Annotated in this window: 11 protein-coding genes, 2 tRNA genes and 3 rRNA genes; 8 read left to right on the top strand and 8 right to left on the bottom strand. The window is 64.3% G+C overall.

Annotated features, from left to right (window positions below):
- Positions 1-9 precede the first annotated feature (9 nt).
- From BN1959_RS00720 to BN1959_RS00705, 4 genes are all read left to right on the top strand, one after another.
- Positions 10-678 (top strand): MBL fold metallo-hydrolase, encoded by a 669-nt coding sequence (locus BN1959_RS00720; protein ID WP_053946818.1) that lies wholly within the window; start codon positions 10-12, stop codon positions 676-678.
- 50 nt (positions 679-728) lie between these two features.
- Entirely contained in the window at positions 729-2,894 is a 2,166-nt protein-coding gene (gene ligA / locus BN1959_RS00715; protein WP_053946817.1) for an NAD-dependent DNA ligase LigA, read from the top strand.
- A gap of 62 nt (positions 2,895-2,956) precedes the next feature.
- Positions 2,957-3,541, top strand: a complete 585-nt coding sequence (locus BN1959_RS15325; RefSeq protein WP_053946816.1) for a 2Fe-2S iron-sulfur cluster-binding protein — start codon at positions 2,957-2,959, stop codon at positions 3,539-3,541.
- A gap of 91 nt (positions 3,542-3,632) precedes the next feature.
- Complete coding sequence (locus BN1959_RS00705) at positions 3,633-3,992, top strand: CHY zinc finger protein (protein ID WP_053946815.1); 360 nt, start codon at positions 3,633-3,635, stop codon at positions 3,990-3,992.
- 12 nt (positions 3,993-4,004) lie between these two features.
- On the opposite strand, the gene BN1959_RS00700 is transcribed toward BN1959_RS00705, so the two are convergent.
- Positions 4,005-4,508 (bottom strand): hypothetical protein, encoded by a 504-nt coding sequence (locus tag BN1959_RS00700; RefSeq protein WP_053946814.1) that lies wholly within the window; start codon positions 4,506-4,508, stop codon positions 4,005-4,007.
- 100 nt (positions 4,509-4,608) lie between these two features.
- On the opposite strand from BN1959_RS00700, the gene BN1959_RS00695 reads away from it, so the two are divergent.
- A complete protein-coding gene (locus BN1959_RS00695; protein ID WP_053946813.1) occupies positions 4,609-5,058 on the top strand; it encodes a universal stress protein in 450 nt (149 codons plus the stop codon).
- 2 nt (positions 5,059-5,060) lie between these two features.
- Positions 5,061-5,540 (top strand): nucleotidyltransferase domain-containing protein, encoded by a 480-nt coding sequence (locus BN1959_RS00690; protein WP_053946812.1) that lies wholly within the window; start codon positions 5,061-5,063, stop codon positions 5,538-5,540.
- Between the two features lie 142 nt (positions 5,541-5,682).
- On the opposite strand, the gene BN1959_RS00685 is transcribed toward BN1959_RS00690, so the two are convergent.
- From BN1959_RS00685 to BN1959_RS00660, 6 genes are all read right to left on the bottom strand, one after another.
- A tRNA-Cys gene (locus BN1959_RS00685) sits at positions 5,683-5,758 on the bottom strand.
- A gap of 130 nt (positions 5,759-5,888) precedes the next feature.
- A 5S ribosomal RNA gene (gene rrf, locus BN1959_RS00680) occupies positions 5,889-6,010 on the bottom strand.
- Positions 6,011-6,139: 129 nt separating this feature from the next.
- Positions 6,140-9,051: ribosomal RNA gene (locus BN1959_RS00675) — 23S ribosomal RNA — on the bottom strand.
- Between the two features lie 219 nt (positions 9,052-9,270).
- Positions 9,271-9,342, bottom strand: a tRNA-Ala gene (locus tag BN1959_RS00670).
- A 91-nt stretch (positions 9,343-9,433) separates the two neighbouring features.
- Positions 9,434-10,905: ribosomal RNA gene (locus BN1959_RS00665) — 16S ribosomal RNA — on the bottom strand.
- The 16S, 23S and 5S rRNA genes sit together here with 2 tRNA genes alongside, the layout of an rRNA operon.
- Positions 10,906-11,481: 576 nt before the next feature.
- Positions 11,482-11,787, bottom strand: coding sequence for a non-histone chromosomal MC1 family protein (locus BN1959_RS00660; RefSeq protein WP_053946811.1), 306 nt, complete (start codon positions 11,785-11,787; stop codon positions 11,482-11,484).
- Between the two features lie 212 nt (positions 11,788-11,999).
- Between BN1959_RS00660 and BN1959_RS00655 the strand changes: the two genes are divergently transcribed.
- Positions 12,000-12,197, top strand: a complete 198-nt coding sequence (locus BN1959_RS00655; protein WP_053946810.1) for a hypothetical protein — start codon at positions 12,000-12,002, stop codon at positions 12,195-12,197.
- A 7-nt stretch (positions 12,198-12,204) separates the two neighbouring features.
- On the top strand, positions 12,205-13,260 hold the full coding sequence (locus tag BN1959_RS00650; protein WP_053946809.1) for a quinone-dependent dihydroorotate dehydrogenase: 1,056 nt from the start codon (positions 12,205-12,207) through the stop codon (positions 13,258-13,260).
- On the opposite strand, the gene BN1959_RS00645 is transcribed toward BN1959_RS00650, so the two are convergent.
- Positions 13,255-14,130 (bottom strand): winged helix-turn-helix domain-containing protein, encoded by an 876-nt coding sequence (locus tag BN1959_RS00645; RefSeq protein WP_053946808.1) that lies wholly within the window; start codon positions 14,128-14,130, stop codon positions 13,255-13,257. The genes BN1959_RS00650 and BN1959_RS00645 overlap by 6 nt on opposite strands.
- Between the last annotated feature and the right edge of the window lie 25 nt (positions 14,131-14,155).

Raw genomic sequence — 14,155 nt, 5'->3', positions numbered from 1 at the left:
CGGCGAGGCATGCAAATCACCGACCACGTCTACAGCCTGCCCGTGACGCTCGACCTCGGCGGCGCCGAACGAACGTTCACGCCGACGGCCGTCGAGACCGAAGCGGGGCTGATCCTGTTCGACACGACGCTGCCGGGGTACGCCGACGAGCTCGACGCCGCGCTCGGGGAGCACGGGTTCGGGCTCGAGGACGTGCGCTTCGTCGTGCTCACCCACCACGACGGCGATCACGCGGGCGCGCTCGCGACCGTGCAGGACCGCACGCGCGCGCCGACGTTCGCCCACTGGGCCGAGGCGCCGTACGTCGACGGCCGGAAGTTCCCGGTCAAGTCCGAGGACGAGCGCTACCCGCCGGCACGCGTCGACGTGGAGCTCATCGACGGCGTCGGCTTCAGCACGCTCGCCGGCCCGCTCGAACTGGTCGAGACGTTCGGCCACGCGCCGGGGCACAGTTCGTTCCACCTGCCCGAGGCCGACCTGCTGATCGCGGGCGACGCGCTGACCGCCGCCGACGGCGAACTCCACGGCCCGGCCGAGCAGCACACCCCCGACGTGGAGAAAGCGATGGAGTCGGTCGCGCTGCTGGGCGAGCTCGAGTTCGGCCACACGGTCTGTTTCCACGGCGGATACGTCGAGGCTGGCGACGAGCGGGTCCGCGAGATCGCCAACGGCGAGTAACGCTGCGCCGACGGGACCGTTTTTTCACTCCGCCCGCCCCAGCCCGAGGCATGACCGAGGACGCGCCCGCGGACAACCCCTACGTCCGCGAGCCCGACACCGAGTTCGCGCCGACCGACGAGCTGTCGGCCGACGAAGCCGAGGAGCAGGCCGCACAGCTCCGGGCGGCGATCCGCGACCACGACTACCGCTACTACGTCGAGAACGATCCAGTCATCTCCGATCGTGCGTACGACGAGCTGTTCGAGCGGCTCGAAGCGCTCGAGGCGGCGTTCGATCTCGACACCGGGGGGTCGCCGACCGGCCGCGTCGGCGGCAAGCCGGTGGACGAACTGGAGAGTGTCGATCTCGTGGTGCCGCTGCTGTCGATCGACTCCTCGGGCGAGGCTGCGGACGTACGGGCCTTCGACGATCGCGTCCGTCGGGACCTGGGCGGTGACGCCGCGGTCGACTACGTCTGTGAACCGAAGTTCGACGGACTCTCGATCGAGATCGTCTACGTCGAGGGCCGCTACGAGCGCGCGGCCACGCGGGGCGACGGCGAGACCGGCGACGACGTGACCGAGAACGTCCGGACGATCGCTTCCGTCCCGCAGCGACTGCGCGGCGATCCGCCCGCGGTGCTGGTCGTCCGCGGCGAGATTCACATGCCGCTGTCGGGGTTCCAAGCGCACAACCGTGAGCGCGTCGAGCAGGGGAAGGAGCCGTTCGCCAACCCCCGCAACGCCGCCGCGGGGAGCCTGCGACAGCTTGACCCCGCCGTGACTGCCGAGCGCCCGCTGGACTGCTTCTTCTACGACGTGCTCTGGGTCGAAGACGAGCCGGCGCCGATCGACGAGATCGGTCCCGAGGACGCCGGCGCCGAGGACGCCGCCTCCGTCGGCGGGCTCGCGCTCGACGGGATCGACACGCACTGGGACGAACACCAGCAGCTCCCCGAGTGGGGGCTGCAGGTCAACGACCGCCACGAACTGGTCGACGACGTCGAGGACGCGCTCGCGTTCCGGGACGAACTGCAGGCGGACCGGGACGGCCTCGACTACGAGATCGACGGCACCGTGTTGAAGGTCAACGACCGCGAGCAGTGCCGGCGGCTGGGCACCACGTCGCGACACTACCGCTGGGCGTACGCCTACAAGTTCCCCGCACGCACCGAGGAGACTCGGATCGCCGACATCGTCGTGCAGGTGGGCCGGACCGGTCGACTCACGCCGGTCGCGTTGCTCGACCCCGTCGACGTGGGCGGCGTGACGGTGTCGCGGGCGAGCCTGCACAACCAATCGGAGATCGCGGAACTGGGCGCCGGCGTGGGCGATGTCGTGAAAGTACAGCGGGCGGGCGACGTGATCCCGTACGTCGCCGAGGTGGTCGAGGACAACTCCGAGGGCCACTTCGAACTGTCCGATCAGTGCCCGGTCTGTGGCAGCGACGTGGAGGCTGATGGCCCGCTTCGGTTCTGTACGGGCGGGCTCTCCTGTCCGGCCCAGCGCAAGCGGGCCGTCGAGCACTACGCCGGCGACAGTGGGCTCGACATCGAGGGGCTCGGCGAAGAGGCCGCCGATCAGTTGGTCGACGAAGGACTGATCGAGGACTCGATCGCCGACCTCTACGAGATCGACGCCGACGAACTCGCCGAGTTGGAAGGCTGGGGCGAGAGAAGCGCCGAGAAACTGCGCGCGGAGATCGAGGACTCGAAGTCGCCGTCGCTGGGTGCGTTCCTCTCCGCGCTGGGCATCCCCGAGGTCGGACCGACGATGGCCGCGGATCTCGCGGCGGCGTTCGGGAGCGTCGACGCGCTGCTCGATGCGGACGAGGACGACATTCGCGCGGTCGAGGGGTTCGGCCCGACGGTCGCCGGCCACGTCGCGGAGTTCTTCGGAAACGAGCGCAACCGCCGGGTGATCGAGCGCCTGCGCGGGGCGGGGGTCGAGCCCGAACCGCCCGAGTCGACGACCGCGGGTGACGAGCTCGACGGGCTGACGTTCGTGTTCACCGGCGCGCTCTCGGTCACGCGGGACGAGGCGCAGTCGCTGGTGGAGGCCCACGGCGCGAACGCGACGGGGTCGGTGTCGGGCAACACCGACTACCTCGTCGCCGGCGACGACCCCGGGCGGACGAAACGCGAGGACGCCGAGGCGGAGGGGGTGCCGATCCTCGACGAGGACGGGTTCGAAGAGCTGCTCGCGGCGCGGGGGATCGAGTATCCGCCGGAGTGAACGCGGGCAGCCGACGCGCGGAATCACAACCACCTTAACCCGGGCAACCAATAATCCCGAGTATGGCTGTGAACACGACCGCGCTGGGGCTGGCCGTCCTCCTCAGCGGGGCGGTCACGGTGTTCCACTACGTTCGCGGGACGGAGTGGGAGTCCGCCCCGGACATCTCCGAGGAGGTGCTCGAACGCCGGGCCGCGAGCGTGCCCGAGACGGATTTCCCGGAGCCGTACAACCGATCCATCGGCGGCGGCGGCGCGCCCGCAGCCGCGGTCGGCGGCGAGGCTGCCGAGGAGGGTGAGCTCGAAGGTGAGACCGACGCCGGCGGCTCGGGGCCGGGCGCCATTCCCGAGGACGAGGTCGAGTACTTCGAAGTGGAGTTCACCAAGCAGGGCGAGACGGTCGAACTCCCGAACAACGAGCCCATCCTCGACGCCGGCGAGGAGGAAGGGTTCGACCTCCCCTACGCCTGTCGGCAGGGGCAGTGTGTGTCCTGTGCCGGACAGGTCCAAGAGGGCCCGAGCGAGGACTTCGTCGAGCACGACAATCAGGAGATGCTCTCGGACGAGGAGCTCGAGAACGGCTACACGCTGACCTGCGTCGCCTACCCGCGTGACGACTTCACGCTGGAGACGGGCGAGGCACCCTGACTGCGGCACGATTTCTTTTCGACAGTTTCCGGTCACGGAGAGCGTTCGACGTGCCGATGCGCCCTTGTGACAGGACGCCCGAGAGCCACACATGGATGTCCACCGTCACACGGTCCGGGGCGTCGACGTCGGCCCGGAGACGCGGTGTCGCCACTACGACAGCGAACTCGACGTGATCGCGATCCGGTTCCCGTGCTGTGAAACGTTCTACCCGTGCTACGAGTGTCACCTCGCGGCCGCCGATCACGAGCCGGAACGGTGGGGTGACGGAGGGAGAGACGACGCGGAGGCCGACGCGGTGCTGTGTGGCGTCTGTGGAACGGTGCTGACCGTCGCGGAGTACGTCGACTGCGAGGACCGCTGTCCGGACTGTGGCGCGGAGTTCAACCCCGGCTGCCGGCGGCACTACGACCGCTACTTCGCCGAAGAACTGTTCGGGACGGCGGAGTGAAAACGAGGCCGCTCAGTACCGCGAGGGGAGGTACGCCATCCCGAGCAGGAGGATCAGGGTGCTGCCGGTGAGGATGCTGACGCCCCAGAGCCCGTTAGTGTGCTCCTGGTACTGCTCGGTCGCGGTGTTGTACTGTCGAAGCGTCTCGAAGTTCGAGGAGATGACGACCTCCTCGCCCGACTCGAAGTGGGCGAAGAACGTCTCCCCCGAGAGCGTGACGTTGCCGTGCTGGCCGACCGAGGCGCTCTGGGTCGCCCCGCTCTCGTTCTGCCACTCGATCACCGCCTCGTACGTCGTGCCGCCGCCACCACCGTGGCCGCCGCCGCTGGACTCGGTTGCCTCGACCGTGGCGACGGTGTACGTCCGGTCGCCGACGGAGAGTTCGTCACCTTCCTGGTAGACGGAATCGTCCGCCGCATTGAGCGCCGGTGCCTCGGAAGTGAGGACCAGTCCGAGCGACAGCGCCCCCACGATCAGGAAGAGAGCGGCGGCGACTGCCACAGCGCGTCGTTGCATGTCCTGATGGTGGTAGACCCGGCGTAAAAACGGTTCCTCTTTCGGAGACAGAGGAGCCAATACCGAGGTGATTTGTAGCTGTCAGTGTAACGTCGGGACGATGTACGACCGGATCCTGCTGTCGACCGACGGAACTGCCGCCTCCACGGACGCTGAATCCCACGCGATCGAGCTCGCGGCCGCACACGACGCCAAGCTCCACGTGCTGTACGTGGTTGACGAGAGCGTCTACAACGCCTACAGCGGCGACGAGTACGTCGACGAGGCCGAAGGCCCCGAACACGCACTCGAAGAACACGGGGAGGAGACGATCGCGGATATCCGGAAGCGCGCGAGCGACGCCGGCATCGACTGCGTCGACGCGCTCCGGCACGGGCGCCCGTCGAACGTGATCGTCGACTACGCCGGCGAGACCGATGCCGACCTGCTCGTGCTCGGAACGAAACGCCGGCCGGACGAGTACCGCGCGCTGCTTGGCAGCGTCACCGACCGGGTGCTCCGACTAACGGAGCGGCCCGTGCTGGTGGAGAAAACCGAGGTCGACGCGTAGGCGTGCCGGCCCTCGACGCACAGTACCGGGACGCGATCGAAACGCTGGCAGCTGAGGTGGACGACGTGCCGTGGGCTCTCACCGGCAGCGCCAGTTTCGCGCTCCAGGGCGTCCCCGTCGAGCCCGACGACGTCGACGTACAGACGACCGCGCCCGGGGCGTACGCGATCGCGGAGACGTTCGAGAATCGAGTCGTCGATCCCGTGTCACACTCGACGACCGATCGGATCACGTCCTACTTCGGCGCACTCGAACTGCACGGGCTGCGGGTCGAGATCATGGGCGCAGTCCAGAAACGGCGGCCCGACGGGACGTGGGAGCCGCCGGTGAACGTCGAAACACACCGGACGTTCGTCGAACTCGACGGGCGATCGGTGCCGGTGCTCTCGCTTGCGTACGAGGCCGACGCCTACGAGCGACTGGGACGACACGAGCGCGCGGAACTACTCGCCGCGCACGCGGCCGGGCGGGACAGCTCGTAGTCGGCAGCCTCGAACTCGGGGCGCCGAACGGAGATGCGGACACAGTCTCGGGGTGTTCTCGCGAGATACGGAGAGGTCGAGGCGGTGCCCGCGATCGAAAGTCGAGTCGCTCGCGCTGCTTGTTTGTCGTCGACAGTAAGTAAGCCAAGGGCCGGATTTGAACCGGCGGTGGGCGGCTCTGCAGGCCGCTGCGTTAGGCCGAACTCTGCCACCTTGGCGCGGTTGGTGGTTGGACACTCAGTCGTTTAAGCGTACCGTATCGGGCGCTTTCGCTGTGTGTCACGGAGATCGAGCGGAGAGCGATCGACTCGCTCACCCCTCACAACGTCAAGTATACCGCAATGAATAGAGAGACGGCGAGTGCACTTTCCCAGCGGGTCGCCCACGCCAGTACTCGCCCACACGTAGGTGAGCTTAACTTCCGTGTTCGGGATGGGTACGGGTGTTGCCTCACCACTCTGGCCGTCTCACGCCGAGTCGCGGAATCGAACCGCGAGCAAACCATGCTCGGTGTGATCGAACCGTGTCAATAAGCGTAGTCCAGTTCGCACCTGGACCCGTTCAAAACGGGTGCAGTGCAGAGATATCCGATTACCGGATGAATGATGGCTTCGGTCTGTTAGTGCTCGCGGACTCAACGCCTCGTTGCCTTGGCGCGTACATCCCGAGTCTATCTAACTCCTCTTCTACGAGTGACCTCAACGGTACTTCGTTTCCGAGTGGGTTTCGAGCTTAGATGCGTTCAGCTCTTACCCCGTGACGCGTGGCTGCCCGGCAGTGCTCTCTCGAACAACCGGTACACCAGTGGCGTCCAATCGTAGTTCCTCTCGTACTATACGATCGTTCTCGTCAAGTACCATAACACCCCCAATAGATAGCAGCCGACCTGTCTCACGACGGTCTAAACCCAGCTCACGACCTCCTTTAATAGGCGAACAACCTCACCCTTGCCCGCTTCTGCACGGGCAGGATGGAGGGAACCGACATCGAGGTAGCAAGCCACGCGGTCGATATGTGCTCTTGCGCGTGACGACTCTGTTATCCCTAAGGTAGCTTTTCTGTCAGCAACCTGGCCCATCAAGGACCATGGTTGGTTCGCTAAACCACGCTTTCGCGTCAGCGTCACTCGTTGGGAATGACACTGTCAGACTTCCGTTTGCTCTTGCGCTCTTCCTCGGGTTCCCGACCCGAGTGAGGAAATCTTGGGGCGCGCTCGATATCTTTTCGAGCGCGTACCGCCCCAGTCAAACTGCCCGGCTACCGGTGTCCTCCGCCAGGAGTGAGAGTCGCAGTCACTACCGGGTAGTGTTTCATGTATGGCTGGGTGGCCCGCTAGCGCGGGTACCTCTGTAACGCCTCCTACCTACTCTGCACAGTAGCGACCACGTCTCAGCGACAGCCTGCAGTAAAGCTCTATAGGGTCTTCGCTTCCCCTTGGGGGTCTCCAGACTCCGCACTGGAACGTACAGTTCACCGGGTCCAACGTTGGGACAGTGGCGCTCTCGTTGATCCATTCATGCGAGTCGCTACTGAAGCGACAAGGTACTACGCTACCTTAAGAGGGTCATAGTTACCCCCGCCGTTGACGGGTCCTTCGTCCAATTGTACTTGGTGTTCAGATACCCGCACTGGGCAGGATTCAGTGACCGTACGAGTCCTTGCGGATTTGCGGTCACCTGTGTTGTTACTAGACAGTCGGAGCGCCCAAGACACTGCGACCTGCCCCGCTTGGGGCAGGCATTCCTTATTGCGAACGTACGGAACTAACTTGCCGAATTCCCTAACGTCGGTTCTCCCGACAGGCCGCGCCTTGCTCTGGCAGAGTACCTGTGTCGGATCTCGGTACGGACATCGTGCTCCCTTTTCACGGGCTCTTGGTAACATCGACTTTCGCTGTCTCGAGCTTCGCTCGCTTCCTGCCGTTACGGCGTCCACGAGCTTCCTCGATTCGACCGGGCGAAGGCCCGGCTCAATGGTTCCGAAAGCGTCGGTTTCACTGCACGATGGTGCTGGAATATTAACCAGCTGTCCTTTCGATCCCTGCGAGTTACGAGGGACCTTAGGATCGACTAACCCTTGGCTGACTAACAGTGCCAAGGAACCCTTACTCTTCTGGCCGTCGGGGTTCACACCCGACTTTCGCTGCTACTATGACTAGGATTTTCGTTACTAGACGGTCCACGCGAGCTCTCGCCCGAGCTTCCATCCGTCCAGAATGCCAACCTACTGGGTCACTATCTGAATAGTGCCGCTAGGTCTCGGTGGTAGATTTGAGCCCCGATCATTTTCGGCGCCTCGAACCTCGGCCGGTAAGCTGTTACGCTTTTCTTAGAGGGTAGCTGCTTCTAAGCTCACCTCCCGGCTGTTTAGGGCTCGAGACCACCTTCCAATCGCACTTAATCTACACTTTGGGACCTTAACCCAGCTCTGGGTTGTTCCCCTCATGGTACCCAAGCTTACCCCGGGCACCGGACTCCCATCGTCCACGGCGTTTGCACGTTCGGAGTTCGACAGAGAGGCCGACTCCTCTCGGAGGCGGGTCTCTCAATCGGTCGCTCTACCGCGCAAACTACCTCGGATGAGGTCATGCTTCGACATGTTTCGGTTGGAACCAGCTGTTGCCGAGCTCGATGGGCCTTTCACCCCTACTCTCGAGTCACGGGAGGGTATTGTAGGACACCAACCCTAACGGGCCTCCACGTGCCTTTCGGCACGCTTCGCCCTGCTCCAGAGTAGATCGCTCGGTTCCGGGTCGTATCCCTTCGACTCCCCGCGCTTGAACACGGTGGGCCTGGCAATGCTGCGCCCCTATCGGTTTCCCTACGCCTTCCCGGATGATCCGGTTAGACTCGCCAAAGAGATACACTCCCTAGTTCGTTTTTCAAAACGTACGACGGAACTTCGGCTCCCTCTTCGTCCTACTGGAGGCTCGCGCCTCGATCGTTTTGAAGAGGGCCTTTCAAGCCCCGTCGCTCTATCGCCGACTGGTTTCATGCCCTATTGCACCGCCCTTCTCGGGGTGCTTTTCAGCGTTCGCTCACGCTACTTGTTCGCTATCGGTCTCGAGGAGTGTTTAGCCTTCGCGGTCGATGCCCGCGACATTCACGAGGGATATCCAACCCCCGCTACTCTAGAACTGGCGCACACTCTACTGAACTACGGTACGGGACTGTCGCCCTGTTTCGTGCTCTGTTCCAAGAGACTTCTCGTAGTTTGTCGAGTGCTGGGAGCCAGCCTGTACACCACATGTCCTTGCGGATTCGGTTTGGGCTGTATCGCGTTCACTCGCGGTTACTAACGACATCGCAGTTGCTTTCTCTTCCTGTCCTTACTAAGATGTTTCAATTCAGGACGTTCCCCATTGCGCGAGGCAATTGCGGTGGGGATTCCCATTCGGAGATCCTCAGTTCTATGCTTCCATGCAGCTCCCTGAGGCTTATCGCAGCTTGGCACGTCCTTCTTCGGCACTCGAGCCGAGCAATCCATCAGCCGGCATAGTAGCCGTCTGTCGGTAATCGTCTATCGTCGTTCCACTGCAACCCGGGTGAACGGGTCCAGTGGGTGCCTGGACTACGCTTACACACGGTCGTCAACGTACGTCCCGTGGGTGTCACGGGAGCGTACTCTGACCCTTCCCAGACGCGCTCTCGCGGTCTGGTGCATCGATCGTTCTGGATTCCATCGTACTTCCGTCGGGCATATAACCCGCACGGTTTCCTTCTATCCGAGATGGACTCGCGGGGATTCGAACCCCGGGCATCCTCCTTGCAAAGGAGGCACTCTCCCACTGAGCTACGAGCCCTATGGAGCTTTGGTAGTTCTAAGGTGCCCGGTCGAACCGGAAACACCGAACGGCGAAAGGTGGGTCTGCCCAGAGGGCAGATCCCGGTCAGTGGAGGTGATCCAGCCGCAGATTCCCCTACGGCTACCTTGTTACGACTTAAGCCCCCTTGCGGAGCCCAGATTCGACCTGTGAAACAGGCCTCATCCGGACCCCACTCGGGTGCTTTGACGGGCGGTGTGTGCAAGGAGCAGGGACGTATTCACCGCACTCTCCTGGAATGCGATTACTACCGAATCCAGCTTCATGCGGACGAGTTGCAGTCCGCAATCCGAACTACGACCGAGTTTCTGAGATTACCGTCCCCTCTCGGGGTAGGAACCCATTGTCTCGGCCATTGTAGCCCGCGTGTTGCCCAGCCCATTCGGGGCATACTGACCTACCGTTGCCCGTTCCTTCCTCCGCCTTGGCGGCGGCAGTCCTCCTAATGTACCCATCATCCACAAGGGACATGCTGGCAATTAAGAGTGCGGGTCTCGCTCGTTGCCTGACTTAACAGGACGCCTCACGGTACGAGCTGACGGCGGCCATGCACCACCTCTCTACGGCGTCGTGACGAGGTCATCAACCTGGCCGTCATCACCGTAGTCGGGGCTGGTAAGGTTACCGGCGTTGAGTCCAATTAAACCGCAGGCTCCTCCGGTTGTAGTGCTCCCCCGCCAATTCCTTTAAGTTTCATCCTTGCGGACGTACTTCCCAGGCGGTTCGCTTAGCGGCTTCCCTGCGGCACATCACTCACTCGTAGTGAGTGACACACCTAGCGAACATCGTTTACGGCTGGGACTACCCGGGTATCTAATCCGGTTCGAGACCCCAGCTTTCGTCCCTCACTGTCGGATCAGTCCTCTCGAGGTGCTTTCGCCATCGGCGGTCCGTTCAGGATTACGGGATTTCACTCCTACCCCGAACGTACCCCTCGAGCCTTCCTGTCCCAAGCCGCACAGTTTCCGCCGGACGCCCACCCGTTAAGCGGGTGGATTTCCCGACGGACTTGCGCGGCCAGCTACGGACGCTTTAGGCCCAATAAGATCGGTCATCACTCGAGCTGCCGGTATTACCGCGGCGGCTGGCACCGGTCTTGCCCAGCTCTTGTTCCTGAACCTCCCTACGGTTCAGAAAAGAAAGGGCGATATGCCCTTTCACTCGGGGTCCCCTTATCGCACTGGCGTGCAGTGTAAAGGTTTCGCGCCTGCTGCGCCCCGTAGGGCCCGGAATCTTGTCTCAGATTCCGTCTCCGGGCTCTTGCTCTCACAACCCGTACCGATTATTGGCACGGTGGGCCGTTACCCCACCGTCTACCTAATCGGCCGCAGCCACATCCTACAGCGCCGGAGCGTTTGAGCGTCGACGTGTTCAAACAGTCGACGCGTATCGGGAGTTAGCCTCAGTTTCCCGAGGTTGTTCCCGTCTGTAGGGTAGTTTGGCCACGTGTTACTGAGCTATACGCCGCGGGTCTAACCCGCGCGACTAGCATGGCTAAATCGGACCCCGATAGCAATGACCTCCGGCAGGATCAACCGGAATGTGTACGTGCTGATGCACGTGGGTGGCGGGTCGGATCACACGATGTGATCGTTACCAATCTGGTATTGCGTATCGGTTACCGTTCGCTGTCCACCGGCCGAACCGGGGGACACCGAACTACCAAAGCTCACATCAGATTCCGTCCTACGGCGGACCGGGGGGGCGGAATCCTCATCCGTCGCAGACAGCGGTTCGCCGAGCCGACCTCGGCACGAACCCCGCTGCCCTCTGCGTATTTCTTCCGAGTGCCCGTTTCCACTTAAGGGCGTCGGATCGTACCGGGCTCGCACCGAGCGAGTCCGGGTGTCACCGGGGGCGACCGCCCCGGCGACCTTCGCATTTCATTCGATGGGTGGCGAGTACTTAACCCCGTCGGAGTATCGACGCCACGTCATGCGGTTTCACGCGGGTCGTACTCACACGGGGAGACGGACGTCGTGGCTACCGGAGAAAGTATCGCGCGGCAGGAGGGCGGCCGCTCATCCCGCGCTCGCACGGAGTCGAGCCGCGTGGTACCGCGCGTCGGGTCGTTGCGACGCGGGAACTGATACGCCTGTCGGGAACGACGCTCGGGAGCTACTCGTCGAGGTGCTCGATCCCCTGCTTGGAGACGTTGGCCTCGGTGATGACCTCGGGCATCCAGTCGGGCTTGTTCTCGGGGGCTTCCTCCTCCCACGCCCAGCCCTCGTAGATGTGGACTTTGTCGGTCCCCTTCTCCCGGAGCTCGATCGGGACTCGATCGGCGTCGTCCTCGGAGTCGTCGGGCTCGAGCCGTCGAGCCGCCTTCAGCGCCGCCTGCCGCGGCGTGTTGCCCGAGAACACGCTGTCCTCGCCGTCCTCTTCTCGGAGCGCGAAGTTCCGCTTACCGTCTTCTCGTACCATGGTTTCTCTCCATGGGAGTGGTGCACAGGGTCCGATATAAAAATATCGGGGCAAACGACTGGTCTGACCGAACTATTTATATACGGGCAAATTCATAACAACTATAAAATCGTGAAAATAATCTAGAATCCACCCGACAGAGGCTCGGGCGCGCCGCACGCGGAGACAACACTTTAGTATCGGCTGAAGCCAAACGGGGATAGATAGACCAGATGGTCCGCAAGAAGAAGCTCAGCCCGAGCGGGGCCAAAGACGAGAACGGCGAGTACCACAACGTCCACGTGAACCTCCACGAGGACGAGCTCGAAGTCGCCGGCATGGAGATCGGCGAGGAGGTGTTCGTGCGCGTCCGCGACGGGAAGATCATCATCCAGTCCGCCGACGCCGAGGACGTGGAACACGACTTCTGAGGACCAGATGGACCCCTACGACGCCGTCAAACCGCTCCTGTTCTCGCTGCCACCCGAGACCGCCCACACGCTCGTCAGCCGCGGGCTCGAAGCCGTCCAGAACACCCCCGCCGAGGGGCTGCTCCGGGACCGCTACGCCGTCGACGACGACCGACTCGCGACTGAAGCGTTCGGCCTCCGGTTCCCCAACCCCGTCGGTGTCGCCGCCGGCTTCGACAAGAACGCCCGCCTCCCGCGTGCGCTCGCGGCGATCGGCTTCGGCCACGTCGAAGTCGGCGGGGTCACTGCGGAGGCACAGACTGGCAACCCTCGTCCGCGGATGTTCCGCCTGCGGCCCGACAGCGCGCTGATCAACCGGATGGGGTTCAACAACGAGGGCGCGGACGCGGTCGGCGCACGCCTCGACGACACCGCGCTCCCCGACGTCCCGGTCGGCGTCAACCTCGGCAAGTCGAAATCCACCCCCCTCGCGGACGCGCCCGCGGACTACCGCTACACCTACGAGCGGGTCGCGGACGCGGCGGACTACTTCGTCATCAACGTCTCCAGCCCCAACACCCCCGGGCTGCGCTCGCTCCAGAACCGCGACGCGCTGGAAGCCATCGTCGACGAACTCCAGGAGGCGGGTGCGGCCCCGCTCCTCGTCAAGATTTCGCCGGACCTCCCCGGCCCGGCGATCGAGGAGTCCCTCGACGTCGTCGCCGAGAAGGACCTCGACGGCGTCGTCGTCGCGAACACCACGACCGAACGCCCCGAGAGCCTCGGATCGCCCAACAGGGCCGAGCCGGGCGGGCTCTCGGGCGACCCGATCGAGGAGCGCTCCACGGGGCTCGTCGGCTTCGTCGCCGAGCGCACCGGCGTCCCCGTCGTCGGCGTCGGCGGTGTGAGCGACGCCGAGGGGGCCTACCGGAAGCTCCGCGCGGGCGCGAGCGTGGTCCAGCTATACACCGGCCTCGTCTACGAAGGCCCCTCCCTCGCCCGCGACATCAACGAGGGGCTGCTCGAACTGCTCGATCGCGACGGGTTCGACCACGTCTCCGAGGCCGTCGGCGCCGATCTATGACTCATTCGGCCGTCGCTCCACCGTGTCGACGGCCGCGTTCTCGTCGATATCCACAACGACTGTCTCTCCGCCGTGACCGAACCGCACGGTAAGCCGGCGGGGTGACGCCGAGCGGACCGTCGTCTCCCAGTCGTTCAGTTCGGCCCAGATCTGCGACGGGTGGCGAGTCCGAAGGTCGAACCCGTGTTCGGCGAGGAACCCCTCGACGACCGGCTGAAACGTCGCCAGCGTCGACGCCGACACCCGGGCCGTCTCGCCACATCGACGACAGTCGAACCGGACCACTTCGGGGCGTTCGCCCCCCTCGTCCGTGGGTGGACTGGCCAGCGAGCGGTCGAGCCGCCCCGCACAGATCGGGCAGAAGCCGTCCACGAGCCGGGTAACCGTCCCGTGCCACCAGCGTGCGAACGCCGCGGGGAGTTCCGACCGCTCGAACTGCTCGACGCTCCCGGGCGGAAACGAGAACCGCGCTCCCTCGTCGCAGTCGCGACACCGGAAGCGCGCTCGCTCGTCGGCGTAGTCGACGACCATCTCTCCGCCACAGAGCTGGCAGTCCCAGTCGGGAGCGACCGCGTCGACCGCGGCGTCGGCAGTGTACGTCCCTGCCAGCACGGAACCGAACAGTTCGGCACCGCTGTGGGTGAGTTCGTACCCGTCGTCGACGTCCGCGACGAGTACGCCAACGAGGCGGTCGAGGTGGTAGTTGAAGTTCCCGCTGTCGGCGACGCCGACACGCTCACGCAGCGCCGAGAAACTGAGCGGCCCCGGCGCCTCCCCGAGCGCCTGCACGATTGCCATCCGCGTCCCGTCCGCAAGGAGGCCGAACAGCTCGTCGGGGGAGCGTCGTTCGACGCGCGTCCCGTCGCTCATACCCGAGCGCGTGGCGGCTGGCGCC

Origin of the sequence: Halolamina sediminis (genome assembly GCF_001282785.1) — an archaeon.
In the GTDB taxonomy this organism is placed as follows: domain Archaea; phylum Halobacteriota; class Halobacteria; order Halobacteriales; family Haloferacaceae; genus Halolamina; species Halolamina sediminis.
The sequence above is the reverse complement of the archived record's forward strand: the minus strand, read 5'-3'. Positions and strand labels throughout refer to the sequence as shown.

Bases quoted from the DNA above. Each gene is read 5' to 3' on its own strand.
- BN1959_RS00705 (WP_053946815.1), top strand. From the start codon at position 3,633: ATGGATGTCCACCGTCACACGGTCCGGGGCGTCGACGTCGGCCCGGAG.
- BN1959_RS15325 (WP_053946816.1), top strand. From the start codon at position 2,957: ATGGCTGTGAACACGACCGCGCTGGGGCTGGCCGTCCTCCTCAGCGGG.
- ligA (WP_053946817.1), top strand. From the start codon at position 729: ATGACCGAGGACGCGCCCGCGGACAACCCCTACGTCCGCGAGCCCGAC.
- BN1959_RS00720 (WP_053946818.1), top strand. From the start codon at position 10: ATGCAAATCACCGACCACGTCTACAGCCTGCCCGTGACGCTCGACCTC.
- BN1959_RS00700 (WP_053946814.1), bottom strand. From the start codon at position 4,508: ATGCAACGACGCGCTGTGGCAGTCGCCGCCGCTCTCTTCCTGATCGTG.
- BN1959_RS00650 (WP_053946809.1), top strand. From the start codon at position 12,205: ATGGACCCCTACGACGCCGTCAAACCGCTCCTGTTCTCGCTGCCACCC.
- BN1959_RS00655 (WP_053946810.1), top strand. From the start codon at position 12,000: ATGGTCCGCAAGAAGAAGCTCAGCCCGAGCGGGGCCAAAGACGAGAAC.
- BN1959_RS00645 (WP_053946808.1), bottom strand. From the start codon at position 14,130: ATGAGCGACGGGACGCGCGTCGAACGACGCTCCCCCGACGAGCTGTTC.
- BN1959_RS00660 (WP_053946811.1), bottom strand. From the start codon at position 11,787: ATGGTACGAGAAGACGGTAAGCGGAACTTCGCGCTCCGAGAAGAGGAC.
- BN1959_RS00695 (WP_053946813.1), top strand. From the start codon at position 4,609: ATGTACGACCGGATCCTGCTGTCGACCGACGGAACTGCCGCCTCCACG.